Genomic DNA, 13,279 nt, shown 5'->3' on the forward strand with positions numbered 1-13,279 from the left:
AAAAAGGTCCCCGCCGGTAATCCGGACGGGGACCTTTGCGTTTTCTGGTCCGCTGGCTGCGCGGCCGCCTACTTGGCGGCCTGTCCCGACTCTTTGGCGAGCCGCTCCAGGGCAGCCATGGCAATCGAGGAATCGGTGGTCGGCCAGAACGGGGGCAGCGCGGCACGCAGGAATCCGCCGTAGCGCTCGGTGGACAGCCGCGAATCCAGTACGGCCACCACGCCTTTGTCCGACGTCGAGCGGATCAGCCGGCCTGCGCCCTGCGCGAGGCGGATCGCGGCGTGTGTGGCGGAGACGGACATGAAGCCGTTGCCGCCGGCCTGGGCGACGGCCCGGGAGCGCGCCGTCATCAGCGGATCGTCCGGCCGCGGGAAGGGAATCCGGTCAATGACCACCAGCCGGCAGGACACGCCAGGGACGTCGACGCCCTGCCAGAGGGACATGGTTCCGAACAGGCACGTGTCCGGTTCGTCGGCGAACTGGCGCACGAGTGCGGTCATGGTCGACTCCCCTTGGCACAGGATGCTGATGCCCAGCCGGGGCCGCATGGCCTCGGCTGCGTCCTCGGCCGCGCGCCGTGAGGAAAACAGGCACAGGGCACCGCCGCCGGACGCGCGGATCAGCTTCTCTAGTTCGTCCAGCGCTTCAGGGGATGTCCCGCGCCCGGGTTTGGGCAGGTGCCGGGCGACATAGAGGATGCCCTGCTTCGGATAGTCGAAGGGCGATCCGACGTCGACGCCGGTCCAGCTGGGGGCGCCGTTGCCGACCAGGCCTAGGCCGCCGGCGGCAGGCTCGAAGGCTGCGCCGATGGCCAGGGTGGCCGAGGTCAGGATGACGGTGTGCTCGGCGAACAGGCCCTCACGCAAACGCCCCGCGACGCTCAACGGGGCAACATTGATCAACGCCGGCGCGCTCTCGTCGGGCTGCGAGAAGCCCTGTGCCGGGTCGAAGGTGCTGTTGCGGGAGAACCACACGACCTCGCGGTTTTCGCGCGCGGCCAGGAGGCGTTCGCAGAGTTCCAGGATCACCATCAGGCGCGAGCGGGCGAGCTGGCGCCCGCCGTCGGCCGTCGTGGAACTGTCCCCCTTCGAGTCGGACAGTGCGGCGCGGCAGGCGTCGCGCAGCTGGTCGATGCAGTCCAGCTGTTCGGAGTTCAGGCCGTTGGGCATCAAGCCGCTGGGGACGCCGTCTATGGCCAGTTCCAGGTGTGCGGCGGCATTGTTCAGCGCGTCCACGGTGATGCCCGTGTGCTTTCGGGCCCCGGATGCTGCGGCGTGCACCATCGCCACGGAGAGTTGGCCGGAGACCGCGCCCGTGACCCGGTCCTGAAGTTCGTGGGCCTCGTCCACCACCACCACGTCGTACTCGGGCAGCACCGCCAGGCCTTCGAAGGCGCTCACGGCGAGCATGGCGTGGTTGGTGACCACGACGTCGGCGTCGGCAGCGTTCTGCCGTGCCAGTTCGCTAAAGCATTCGGCCGCGAGCGGGCATTTCTGCGCGCCCAGGCACTCCATGGAGGTGACCGAGACCTGACGCCAGGCTCGGTCCGTGACGCCGGGCATGAGCTCGTCGCGGTCCCCCGTGGCCGTCTCCTCGGCCCACTCACGCAGGCGGACGACTTCTTTGCCCAGCTGGGAGGACGGCCCGCCAAGTGCCGCCGCGAAGTGCGGGACGCTGGTGTCCTCGCCGAGGGAAAACAGCTGGCCCTCGGACGGCTCTTCGGACGGGAAGCCGCCCTCGAGCTTGTGCCGGCACACATAGTTGGACCGGCCCTTCACCAGGGCGACCTTCACGGGCCGCTCCAGGGCGGGCGTAATGTTCTTGAGCAGCCTGGGCAGGTCCCGCCCGACAATCTGCGTCTGCAGCGCCAGGGTCGCCGTGGAGACCAGGGTGGGCTTGTTGCTGGTCAGCGAATGGGCGATCAGCGGAATCAGGTACGCCAGCGACTTTCCGGTGCCGGTTCCGGCTTGGACCAGCAGGTGGTCGCCGCTGTCAATTGCGCGCACCACCTGCCGGGCCATTTCGTGCTGCCCATCGCGGCTCTGGCCGCCCATGCCGGACACGGCACGGTCGAGCAGTTTGATGACAAACTCCTCGCCGGCCGCGCCCTCGGTCGCATCCGCGTCGGCGTCGTCCGCGCCATCGGTTGCGTCGGCGTCCGCAGCTTCAGCGTCAGCCCTGGTCACCGCAGCCTCAGTCATTGCTGATGAAGGGATCCAGTTCAGCGGCGAGTCCTTCGCGCACCATCACCACGGCCCGCGTACCCGTTTCCTCGTGGTCGAGGCTGAGGATCTCGGCGTCGGTCTCGTGGAGCTTGCTGAGCAGGTCCCCGCGGTTGTAAGGGATCAGCAGTTCAAGCTTCACGCTGGGCCGCGGAATGCCGTCGCTGATGGCCTTGAGCAGCTCCGGAATACCTTCACCGGTGCGGGCCGAGACCACCACGTGGCGCGGCTCGCGCTGCTTGAGCCGCTCGACCACGAACGGGTCCGCGGCGTCGGCCTTGTTCAGCACGATGATTTCCGGAACCTTGCGCGCGTCGACCTCGCTGAAGACGCTCCGGACGGCCGCGATCTGGCCCTCCGGATCCGGGTGCGACACGTCCACGACGTGCAGGATCAGGTCCGAGTCGGCCACCTCTTCCAGCGTGGAACGGAACGCCTCCACGAGCTGGGTGGGCAAGGACCGGACAAATCCCACGGTGTCCGCCAGGGTGTACCCCAGCCCGTCGGCCGTTTCGGCCTTGCGGACGGTGGGGTCCAGGGTGGCGAACAGGGCGTTTTCCACCAGCACTCCGGCGTCGGTCAGCCGGTTCAGCAGCGAGGACTTCCCGGCGTTCGTGTACCCGGCGATGGCTACCGAGGGGACGGCATTACGACGGCGGTTGGCCCGCTTCGTTTCCCGCGCCGGCTTCATGGCGGCGATTTCGCGGCGCAGCTTGGCCATCCGGGTGCGGATCCGGCGGCGGTCCAGTTCGATCTTGGTTTCACCGGGACCACGCGAGCCCATGCCGGCGCCGGCGCCGCCCACCTGGCCACCGGCCTGGCGGGACATCGACTCGCCCCAGCCACGCAGGCGCGGCAGCAGATATTCGAGCTGGGCCAGCTCCACCTGCGCCTTGCCTTCACGGCTCTTGGCATGCTGCGCGAAGATGTCCAGGATCAGTGCCGTGCGGTCGATGACCTTGACCTTGACGATGTCTTCCAGGCCGCGCCGCTGGGACGGGGCCAATTCGGCGTCGACCACGACGGTGTCGGCGCCGGTAGACATCACGATGGCTTTCAGTTCCTGCGCCTTGCCGGAGCCGAGGAAGGTTCCGGGATCTGGCTTGGCCCGCCGCTGGACGAGCCCGTCGAGGACCTCCGATCCGGCGGTCTCGGCGAGGGCAGCAAGTTCGCGCAGGGAGTTCTCGGCATCCGCGAGGGTGCCTTCGGTCCAGAGGCCGGCCAGGACGACGCGCTCAAGGCGCAACTGCCGGTATTCGACCTCGGTGACGTCTTCGAGTTCGGTGGACAGACCCGCCTTGCGCCGCAGCGCATGGCGTTCCTCGAGATCCTGCTGGTCGCCGTCGAAGTTCGTGTACACCTCGTCCAGGCGGGAGATGGCCTGCGCCTTGCCGAGTACCGACTTGAGGCCACTGACACCCGGACCGCCCGCTTCGCCGGCGGCTCCGGAGCCGGCGCCACGGCCTGCACCAGGGGCGGGGGTGTCCTTGGAAAGGATCCGGTCGATAACAGCCTGGATCTCCTCAGGACTCATGTCCTGGGCTGCTGAATCGGGTCCGGTGTTGGGGTGGCTGGTCATGGTCTCCTTTAAGGGTTCGGCACTTTCAGAATAGTGCCGATTGTTGCTCTGTGGGGCGGTATTCGCGCTGGGCTGACGGCGAGGGGTCATTCGGGCCTCCTGGAATGCCCGCGGCAACGGTACCGGAGGGCAGGGCTGGCTCCGTGCGGAGCGGTGGCTGGATGGGGAATGGGGCGTCTATGCGCCTGGCTGTGGGTAGGCACCGGGAACGGCCGTGGGGACACCGTCTCGTGAACACACCGGGGTAGCCACCATCCGCAGAGCGGCCCCGGAACGGGCCAAGGAGGTCAGCGGGCCAACGGCGCACAGTGTCAGCGAAACATGGTGGCTGGGAAGGCGGCTGGATTCCAAGTGGTTCGGGCACCCGCGGTGAGAAAGCTCACTCTTGCGTTGGCGCACTCAGCGGAAGGCATGTACCTGCGTCGCTCCGGAGACGGGCTAAGACCCGTGCCGGCTACTTGGAGATCAAGATCATGTTTCAGCCTAGCAGACGCCCTCGCGCACCTTCGGTTTCCCATTCAGGCGCGGCGCCAACTAATCTGGCCCATTATGGAGTCTGCACACTATTTCAGCGCCCAGCCGGCCGGGCCTTTTACCCGCAAGCCGCTCACCGTGGAGCTTGCCGGTGAAACGCGCCGGTTGCAGACCTCCTCAGGGATCTTCAGCCCGGACGGGATCGACAAGGGGACGGCCGTGCTGCTCGCCGACGTCCCTGCGCCGGCGCCGCAGGGAAACCTGCTGGATATCGGCTGTGGCTGGGGACCAATCGCGCTCACCATGGCCATGCGTGCACCGCATGCGCACGTCTACGCGGTGGACGTGAACGAACGCTGCGTGACCCTGACCAACGAAAACGCCGGGCTGCTTGGGTTGGGCAACGTCAGCGCCAGCACGCCGGACGCCGTCGATCCTGAGCTGCGCTTCGCCACCATCTGGTCCAACCCGCCTATCCGGATCGGCAAGGATGAGCTTCATGCCCTCCTGCGCCTGTGGATTCCCAAGCTGGCGCCGGGCGGGTCGGCCTGGCTGGTGGTCCAGAAGAACCTCGGCTCCGACTCGCTGCAGCGCTGGCTGGCGGCCGAGCTGGACTCCAGCTTCAGCGTGACACGGGAGAGCACGTCGAAGTCGTTCCGGATCCTGCGGGTCAGGAAAGCGTCCCACTAGCCACGATCACGGCCGGGCCGCTGAGTTCGACGTGTTCGTGCCCTTCCGGACCCACGAAGAATTTCACCCCGACGACGCCGCCGGGAACGTGGACGTTCCACACGTCCGGTGCGCCCTGGCCGGCCCAGTGCCGGATAGCGACGGCGGCGGCGCAGGCGCCGGTGCCGCAGGACTGGGTCTCCCCCACTCCGCGCTCGTGGACCCGCATGGTGATGGTGCCGGTGCCCTCATGGACCAGTGGTTCGGACGGCACGACGAATTCGACGTTGGTGCCGTGCGCCGGCGTTGGATCCACTCGGGGGGCGGTGAACAGCTGGGTGGCCTCGAGTTCGGCGGTTTCGGCCAGGGCCACCACGGTGTGCGGGTTGCCCATGCTGACCGAAAGGGCTGGCCGTGCGACTTCAAGCCCGTCGGCGCTGACCAGCGAGTCCATGGCCCGTGCGGTCGCCTCGCCGGGGAAAATAAACTCCCAGGGGCCCATGTCCACGGCGTAGCCCGCGGCTGTGCGGACGATCGTCTTGGCACCGCCCCGGGTTCCAATGACGAGGGACTCGCCGGCGGGAAGGTCCACGAGGCCCTCGGCGATGAGGAAATGCACGAAGACGCGGACGCCGTTGCCGCACATCTCAGAGAGCGAGCCGTCGCCGTTGCGGTAGTCCATGAACCACTCGGCGTCCGGGTGGGCGGTCAGCAATTCCTGTCCCTCAGCCAGGAACCGGGAAGGGACGGCACGGATCAGGCCGTCGCCGCCGATGCCGCGGTGCCTGTCGCAGAGCGCCGCGACGTGCTCGGGGCCAAGCGACAGTGCGCCGTTGGGGTCGGCGATCAGGACAAAATCGTTGCCCGTTCCGTGGCCTTTGGAAAACTTCAGACCGCTCAGGGCTGCGGTGTCACCGGCAGTACGGTCAGCGGCTACGGCTTGGGATTCGTCCATGGTCCAAGGTTACCGTTCCGCCCTCCCAGCTCCGGTACCGTGACCGGGACGCTACGCCGGAGGCGAAACAGGTGGCGTCCTGCCCGCTGAGTCCACCACAGCGTCGTTCAAACGCCGGGGGAAGAACCAGCACCCTTCAACACAGCACCATTCAACACAGCGCCGGTCACCACAGCGTCCTTCAACACAGCACCTATCAACACAGGGCAGCGGCCCGTGCCACCAGGTCGGCATCCTGCCAGCCCAGCCACGTCACCCGGGGATCGGCGCGGAACCAGGTCAACTGGCGGCGCGCGAACTGCCGGGTGGCGATGATGGTTTCGTCCGCGGCCTGCTCCACGGTGGAGGCACCGTCGAGCACCCGGAGGAACTGGGCATAGCCGAGGGCCCGGGGCGCGGTCCTGCCGTCGCGGAGACCCGCGGCGTCCAGGCGGCGCACTTCGTCCAGCAGCCCCCGGTCCACCATGGCGTGGACGCGGTGCGCGAGCCGTTCCCGGAGCAGTTCCCGGTCCACGTCAAGTCCGATCTGGACGGCGGGCTGGAAATACTCCCGGGCGGGCATGAAGGAGCTGAACGGGCGCCCGGTGAGCTCGAAGACCTCCAGGGCACGGATGACCCGCCTCGCGTCACCGAGCCGGCCCGCCGACACGGGATCCACCGCTTCCAGCCGCTCCCGCAGTGGTGCGGGTCCCGCGGTCGCCAGCTCCGTCTCGAGCCGGTGGCGGATGTCCGGATCCGTGCCGGGGAATTCCAGGACATCGAGGGCGGCCCGGACGTAGAGCCCCGATCCGCCGGCCAGGATGGCCCGTTTCCCGCGGTCGTGGATGTCCGCGATCAGGGAACGCGCCTGCTGCTGGAAGTCCGAGACGCTCGCTTCTTCAGTGACGTCCAGAATGTCCAGGAGGTGATGCGGCACGCCCCGGCGTTCGGCGTCGGTGATCTTGGCGGTACCGATGTCCATGCCGCGGTAGAACTGCATGGAATCGGCGTTGATGACTTCCCCGTCGAGCTCGAGTGCGAGCGAGACGGCCAGGTCTGACTTGCCGGACCCCGTAGGCCCGACGACGGCGATCACCGGCGGCGCGGCTGGGGCGGCGGCTGGGGCGGCGGCTGGGGCGGCGGCTTGGGCGGCAGTTTCGGCGGCGGTCTGCGGGCCCGGCACGGCGCTAACGGCCGCGGACCGGGAGGCTGGGCATGCCCAGCGATACGCCGGACCTGCCCGCGGCGCTGGCCGGGGCCGGGGCGCCGCAGGAATCGGCCTGGGAACGGTCCCAGGCATCACCGGCACGGGACCGGCGGAGGCTGTAGTCCTCTGCCGAGGCGGGGTCGGAAATGAGGTGGAACGCCGCCGCTTCAGTGATGGTGACGGTCACCAGGTCGCCGGGCCGGGGTGCTTCGGCGCCGGCGGGTACGGAGAAGTGCACCAGCCGCTGGTCCTGGGAACGGCCGGAGAGGCGGTGGGTTTCCTCGGCTTTGCGGCCAGACTGTGCTGTCACCATGACCTCCACCCGGCGGCCGAGCTGGCGGGCGTTTTCCTCTGCCGCAATCCGGTCCTGCAGGGCCGTGAGGCGCTCAAAGCGTTCCTGGACCACGGCCTTGGGCAGCTGGTCAGGCAGGTCCGCGGCAGGGGTTCCGGGTCGCTTGGAGTACTGGAAGGTGAAGGCGGTGCCGAACCGGGACTTCTCCACGACATCGAGCGTGGCCTGGAAGTCCTCTTCGGTCTCGCCGGGGAACCCGACGATGATGTCCGTGGAGATCGCGGCGTGCGGGATCTTCTCGCGCACCTTGTCCAGGATGCCGAGGAACTTGGTGGAGCGGTAGGACCGCTTCATGTCCTTGAGGACCTTGTCCGAGCCGGACTGCAGGGGCATGTGCAGCTGCGGCATGACGTTGTGGGTCTCGGCCATGGCGTCGATGACGTCATCGGTGAAGGCTGCGGGATGCGGGCTGGTGAAGCGGACGCGCTCCAGGCCTTGGATTTCCCCGCACGCGCGCAGGAGCTTGGAGAACGCCTGGCGGTGACCGAACTCGACGCCATAGGAATTCACGTTCTGGCCCAGCAGGGTCACCTCGATGGCGCCGTCATCCACGAGTGCCTGGATTTCGGCCAGGATCTCCCCCGGGCGGCGGTCCTTTTCCTTGCCCCGCAGGGCCGGGACGATGCAGAACGTGCAGGTGTTGTTGCAGCCTACGGAGATGGATACCCAGCCCGAATAGACGGAGTCCCGCTTGGTGGGGAGGGTCGACGGAAAGACATCCAGCGACTCGAGGATCTCCAGCTGGGCCTCGTGGTTGTGGCGGGCCCGGTCCAGCAGCGCCGGCAACGCACCGACGTTGTGGGTGCCGAACACGGCGTCCACCCATGGCGCCTTCTTGAGGATGGTCTCCCGGTCCTTCTGCGCGAGGCATCCGCCGACGGCGATCTGCATCCCGGGGTTGGCTGCCTTGACCGGGGCGAGGATGCCGAGGTTGCCGTACAGCTTGTTGTCTGCGTTCTCCCGGACGGCGCAGGTGTTGAAGACCACGACGTCGGCCAGCTCACCGGCGGACGGAACGTAGCCTGCGGCCTCCAGCATGCCGGCCATCCGCTCGGAATCGTGCACGTTCATTTGGCAGCCGAAGGTGCGCACCTGGTAGGTGCGGGGCTGGGCGGGCCCGGAATGGTCCTCGGTGGCAGCTGTGTCGGCGCTGGATGTTGCAAGCGCTGCTGGAGAGGGCGTGCCGGCTGCTGGGGAGGGAATGGTAAAACTCACCTGTTAAGGGTAACGGGTCGGCGCGGGCCTGCGCTGACTCCTGGATGACTTCTGATCGGCGGCCCTAGTCCCAGGCTTCAGTCCCAGGCTCGCCGCGGCCGGCGACGGAATCGAGAACCTCTCCGACTATCCGGAAGGCGAGCGAAGGCTGGTATCCCTTGCGGGCCAGCATGGAGGCGAGGCGGCGGGTGATCTTGTCGCGCTCCGCACGGTCCTCGGCGCCGGTGAAGCCCCGCAGCTTGCGCTCCACGAGTTCACGGGCCGCGGCCTCCTCGTCGGCGTCGCTGAGTTGATCCAGCGCGCCGGCAGCGGTCTCGGCGTCGATGCCCTTGTCCGCAAGTTCGCGCCGCAGGGCCCCCTTGGCGAGCTTGCGCGTTTGGGACCGGCCGCGGACCCACATATCAGCAAACTCTGCATCGTCAACCAGGCGCACTTCCTCGAAGCGGTCCAGCACGGCCTCGGCGACGTCCTCCGGAATGTTGCGCTCGGCCAGCTTGCGCGAGAGCTGCAGACGGCTCTTGGGCGAATTCGTCAGCTGCCGCAGAACGATGGACCGTGCCACCGCCGCGGGGTCGGCGTCCCGGTCCTGCTCGGCGGGCGGACCCGCGCCCGGGGACCCTTCTGCGGACTGGTCGCCGCCGCCAAAGCCAGGGGCAGGATTCCGTGGTGGGAATCCTGCCCCTTTGCGCCGCCGGCCGTTAGAAGCCGTCAACGGCCTTCAGCTTCGGTGATTCTTCGGTCTCGGCGGGGGCCTTCACGCCCACGCCGAGCTTTTCCTTGATCAGGCGCTCAAGTTCGGCCGCCAGCTCCGGGTTGTCGCGCAGGAAGCGGCGGGAGTTCTCCATGCCCTGGCCCAGCTGATCGCCGTCGTAGGTGAACCAGGAGCCCGACTTCTTGATCAGTCCGTGCTCGACACCCATGTCGATAATGCCACCCTCACGGGAAATGCCCTGACCATAGATGATGTCGAATTCGGCGATCTTGAAGGGCGGTGCCATCTTGTTCTTGACGATCTTGGCCTTGGTGCGGTTGCCGACAGAGTCCGCGCCCTCTTTCAGGGTCTGGATGCGGCGGACGTCGATGCGGATGGAGGCGTAGAACTTCAGCGCCTTACCACCGGTGGTGGTTTCCGGGGAGCCGAAGAAGACGCCAATCTTTTCGCGCAGCTGGTTGATGAAGATGGCCGTGGTCTTGGTCTGGCTCAGGCGGCCGGTGATCTTACGGAGGGCCTGGCTCATCAGGCGGGCCTGCAGGCCCACGTGGCTATCGCCCATGTCGCCTTCGATTTCCGCGCGCGGAACCAGGGCCGCGACGGAGTCGATGACGATCACGTCAAGGGAGCCCGAACCGATGAGCATGTCCATGATTTCCAGTGCCTGCTCGCCGGTGTCCGGCTGGGAGACCAGGAGCGCGTCGGTGTCGACGCCCAGTTTCGCGGCATATTCCGGATCGAGGGCGTGTTCGGCGTCGATGAAGGCCGCGATGCCGCCCAGGCGCTGGGCGTTGGCAACCGCGTGGAGCGCGACCGTGGTCTTACCGGATGATTCCGGACCATAGATTTCCACGACACGGCCGCGGGGCAGGCCGCCAATTCCCAGGGCGACGTCCAACGCGATGGAGCCGGTCGGAATGACCTCGATAGGCGCACGGACTTCGTCGCCAAGGCGCATGACCGAGCCTTTACCGAACTGCTTGTCAATCTGGGCAAGCGCTGCGTCGAGCGCCTTCTGGCGATCCGGGGCTGCGGCCATGATTCACACCTCTAATACTTTCTCGCTGTGGAGTGGCCTTGGAGGCCCTTCGTCTGTCATCACTGACGCTACTGGCCCCCTCCGACAAAGTTGCCGGGAGAACCGTGTATGTGGAAAACACGTGAGTGAAAACGCTCTGAAAAAAGCATATCCCCATCCGAACAGATATTCGAACAAGTGTGCGGCGTGTCAGGCGTTAGCCCATGCCGGCGGCGTCTCGGGGGTCAGCGGGGTCCTGCGTTGTCGCGGGGCTTGACGTCCCGGCCGAGGCGGCGTTCCTGCGGGACATCCTGGACATCGCACACGGCAAGCCAAACCTGGCGGGGCGGGATGCCGGCGCTGAGCGCCTGGTCCGCCGTGCGGCCGCCGACCCCGGCCAGGACCAGCGAGCTGCTCAGGACGCGGGAGTAGCCCGCGCCGAACTCGTCGTCCATTAGCCGCCAAAAGTCACTGATTCGCACCAGTAAAGTCTCTCACGGCGCGGGACTCTAGAATGGTTGCCATGAGCAACCCAACTGAGGCCGCGGGAGATTCGCATCCCGGAAATGCCGGCACAGACGCCGCCCTGGACGCCGTCGAGGACCAGCTGAGCCTGCTCTGGCGCCGGGGCCGGTCGATTTCCCATCAGCTCTCGCGCCAGGTCCACCCGGACATGGAGCCGGCCGCCTACGGGCTGCTCAGCGTGATCCGCAAGCAGGGCCCCATCAGGCTGACCGAGCTCGCCTCCTGCATCGGCGTCGGCAAGCCTTCGGTAAGCCGGCAGATCGCCTTCCTCGAGGGTCTCGGCCTGGTATCGAAGGAGGCAGACCCGCTGGACGGGCGGGCGCAGGCCATCCGCCTGACCCCCGAAGGCGAGGAGCGGATGCACCAGGTCCAGGACGCCAGGCGCGAGGTCTTCCGGGAACGCCTTGCAGAATGGCCCGCTGAGGAGCTGCAGGCTCTTGCCATGTACATGGCGAAGCTCAATGCCACCTACGAACGCGACGGCTTCCCCCGGGACGAGCCCGTCTGATCTATCCGCCCCGGAACGCGGCATCACGCCCGGGAGACGCCAAGGACCCCCGGCCTGGGCCGGGGGTCCTTTCTTAGGTCTTAGGTGGGTTGGCGGCTAGCGTGCTCCGGAAAGGAGGCCCTTCGCCAGCTCGTCGTTAAGGTCGGCGTTGAGCTCTCGGTCGAGGTCGCGGCCATAGCGCTGCGCGAACTCCTGCGGGACGGTGTCCGGAACGGCGACACCTTCGGCGACCGCAACGCGGTCGCTGACTTCGCGGAGCATGCTCGAAAGCGGAACATCGAGGGCCGAGCAGATCGAGGACAGCAACTCAGAGGATGCTTCCTTCTGGCCGCGTTCCACTTCACTCAGGTAGCCCAGGGAAACACGGGCACTGTGCGAGACTTCGCGGAGCGTACGGCCTTGGCGCTGGCGGACATCGCGCAGGACATCACCGATTTCGTGACGAAGTACAACCATCTTGCGCTCCTTCTGTTCGCTCTTTGCCTGATCGGCGAGGCCCACATCCTTCCAGCGGACAACGCCGTTTACGGATACGGGCTGCTTTACCATCTGTATCGCCTTGCTCCTCGTACTGTCGAGTCCGCCGGTGGGGGCGGACTCTGCTGATGATTTCATCCTAGGCGCCTCCCTTATTTGGAAGCGACACAATGTAACAACTATTCGGAATCAACTTTTGTTCCCGGCAACTTTACGCCGGGTAGCCTTCGGAAGATAGGGCTTCAAGCAGGCGTTCCAGAGCCGCACCGCACGCGAGGGCGCGGATCTCGGCGCGGGTCCCCTCGAATGAGTAGGGGTACGACGTCGAGCCTCCCGCCGTGGCGATCCCGATAAAGACCGTGCCGACGGCTTTGCCGTCGTGCGATTCGGGCCCGGCGACGCCCGTGGTGGACACGCCGATGTCGGCCCGGCAGATCCGGCGCGCACCGTCGGCCATGGCCGCGGCGACTTGGCCGTCCACGGAACCCACGGCGTCGAGCAGCTCGGCAGGGACGCCCAGGACATCGGACTTGACCGAGTTGGCGTAGGACACCACGCCGCCCTGCAGCATCCCGGAGGCGCCGGGGGTGTCGGCCAGCACGGCGGAGATCATCCCGGCGGTGAGGGATTCGGCGGTGGCGGCCGTCATTCCGCGGCCGATGGCGCCGGTCACGGCCTGCTCCGCCAGGCGGTGCAGATTGGGGTGGAGATTGGGGTGGAGATTGGGATTCGGATGGTTCATGGCTTGTTCTCCCCTATCCGTTCTTTCGCTGCCCTGATGCCGGCAGCCCGCAGCTTGAGGGCCTCGATGACGTATTCGCCGCCGGTCCACAGTGTGATGGCCACGGCAGCCATCATCACAATGAACGCCACAACGCCCAGCCACGGAGCAAGTGATGCCAGCGGGAGGACGTAGAGGAAGATGGCCACCGTCTGCACTACGGTCTTGAGCTTGCCGCCGCGCGAGGCCGGAATGACGCCGTAGCGAATCACGAAGAAGCGAAGGGCGGTGATGCCCCACTCGCGGACCAGGATCAGGATGGTGACCCACCACGGCAGTTCGCCGAGCAGGGAGAGCATGACCAGCGCGGAGCCGATCAGGAGCTTGTCAGCGATCGGGTCGGCAATCTTGCCGAAGTCGGTGACGAGGCCGCGGGACCGGGCGATGTCGCCGTCGAGCTTGTCTGTGTAGATGGCGACTGCGAATACGACGGCGGCCGCCCAGCGCCAGGGGCCGTTCTGGGCGTGCAGCCCCGGTGCGTCGAGGATGAGGAACCAGACGAAGAATGGCACCAGCACTATCCGCAGCATCGTCAGGATATTCGGCAGGTTCCAGATCTGCGAGGTGGACCCGGCGTTGGCTTTGGCGCTATTCACCTTCTTAGGC

At 67.1% G+C, this 13,279-nt stretch carries 13 protein-coding genes; 2 read left to right on the forward strand and 11 right to left on the reverse strand.

Translation table 11 applies throughout. From position 1 onward, the window contains the following. Nucleotides 1-68: 68 nt before the first annotated feature. Nucleotides 69-2,201, reverse strand: coding sequence for an ATP-dependent DNA helicase (locus AC1DDO_RS11935; RefSeq protein WP_476971875.1), 2,133 nt, complete (start codon nucleotides 2,199-2,201; stop codon nucleotides 69-71). Continuing rightward, entirely contained in the window at nucleotides 2,194-3,801 is a 1,608-nt protein-coding gene (hflX, locus tag AC1DDO_RS11940; protein ID WP_476869318.1) for a GTPase HflX, read from the reverse strand. Before hflX ends, AC1DDO_RS11935 begins: the two co-directional genes overlap by 8 nt. A 549-nt stretch (nucleotides 3,802-4,350) precedes the next feature. Here hflX and AC1DDO_RS11945 point away from each other — a divergent pair. After that, nucleotides 4,351-4,965, forward strand: coding sequence for a class I SAM-dependent methyltransferase (locus AC1DDO_RS11945; protein ID WP_476971876.1), 615 nt, complete (start codon nucleotides 4,351-4,353; stop codon nucleotides 4,963-4,965). Here the strand turns inward: AC1DDO_RS11945 and dapF are convergent. From dapF to AC1DDO_RS11975, 6 genes are all read right to left on the reverse strand, one after another. After that, nucleotides 4,946-5,899 carry a diaminopimelate epimerase gene (gene dapF, locus AC1DDO_RS11950; RefSeq protein WP_476971877.1) on the reverse strand — a complete coding sequence of 318 codons (954 nt, stop codon included), beginning with the start codon at nucleotides 5,897-5,899 and terminating at the stop codon, nucleotides 4,946-4,948. The genes AC1DDO_RS11945 and dapF overlap by 20 nt on opposite strands. A 196-nt stretch (nucleotides 5,900-6,095) precedes the next feature. Next, on the reverse strand, nucleotides 6,096-6,974 hold the full coding sequence (miaA, locus tag AC1DDO_RS11955; protein WP_476972062.1) for a tRNA (adenosine(37)-N6)-dimethylallyltransferase MiaA: 879 nt from the start codon (nucleotides 6,972-6,974) through the stop codon (nucleotides 6,096-6,098). 91 nt (nucleotides 6,975-7,065) lie between these two features. After that, a complete protein-coding gene (gene miaB / locus AC1DDO_RS11960; protein WP_476971878.1) occupies nucleotides 7,066-8,652 on the reverse strand; it encodes a tRNA (N6-isopentenyl adenosine(37)-C2)-methylthiotransferase MiaB in 1,587 nt (528 codons plus the stop codon). Between the two features lie 64 nt (nucleotides 8,653-8,716). After that, complete coding sequence (locus AC1DDO_RS11965; protein WP_476971879.1) at nucleotides 8,717-9,214, reverse strand: regulatory protein RecX; 498 nt, start codon at nucleotides 9,212-9,214, stop codon at nucleotides 8,717-8,719. Between the two features lie 136 nt (nucleotides 9,215-9,350). Next, a complete protein-coding gene (gene recA, locus AC1DDO_RS11970; RefSeq protein ID WP_091249847.1) occupies nucleotides 9,351-10,403 on the reverse strand; it encodes a recombinase RecA in 1,053 nt (350 codons plus the stop codon). Nucleotides 10,404-10,627: 224 nt separating this feature from the next. Next, nucleotides 10,628-10,864 carry a DUF3046 domain-containing protein gene (locus AC1DDO_RS11975; protein WP_441409444.1) on the reverse strand — a complete coding sequence of 79 codons (237 nt, stop codon included), beginning with the start codon at nucleotides 10,862-10,864 and terminating at the stop codon, nucleotides 10,628-10,630. A 41-nt stretch (nucleotides 10,865-10,905) separates the two neighbouring features. On the opposite strand from AC1DDO_RS11975, the gene AC1DDO_RS11980 reads away from it, so the two are divergent. Further along, nucleotides 10,906-11,415 carry a MarR family winged helix-turn-helix transcriptional regulator gene (locus AC1DDO_RS11980; RefSeq protein WP_476971880.1) on the forward strand — a complete coding sequence of 170 codons (510 nt, stop codon included), beginning with the start codon at nucleotides 10,906-10,908 and terminating at the stop codon, nucleotides 11,413-11,415. Between the two features lie 96 nt (nucleotides 11,416-11,511). On the opposite strand, the gene AC1DDO_RS11985 is transcribed toward AC1DDO_RS11980, so the two are convergent. From AC1DDO_RS11985 to pgsA, 3 genes are all read right to left on the reverse strand, one after another. After that, nucleotides 11,512-11,964, reverse strand: coding sequence for a helix-turn-helix domain-containing protein (locus AC1DDO_RS11985; protein WP_441409442.1), 453 nt, complete (start codon nucleotides 11,962-11,964; stop codon nucleotides 11,512-11,514). A 139-nt stretch (nucleotides 11,965-12,103) separates the two neighbouring features. Then, on the reverse strand, nucleotides 12,104-12,634 hold the full coding sequence (locus AC1DDO_RS11990) for a CinA family protein (RefSeq protein ID WP_476971881.1): 531 nt from the start codon (nucleotides 12,632-12,634) through the stop codon (nucleotides 12,104-12,106). Beyond that, on the reverse strand, nucleotides 12,631-13,269 hold the full coding sequence (gene pgsA / locus AC1DDO_RS11995; RefSeq protein WP_476971882.1) for a CDP-diacylglycerol--glycerol-3-phosphate 3-phosphatidyltransferase: 639 nt from the start codon (nucleotides 13,267-13,269) through the stop codon (nucleotides 12,631-12,633). The genes AC1DDO_RS11990 and pgsA overlap by 4 nt, the downstream gene beginning before the upstream one ends. Nucleotides 13,270-13,279: the final 10 nt, after the last annotated feature.

This window comes from Arthrobacter sp. 10N43, assembly GCF_056394525.1.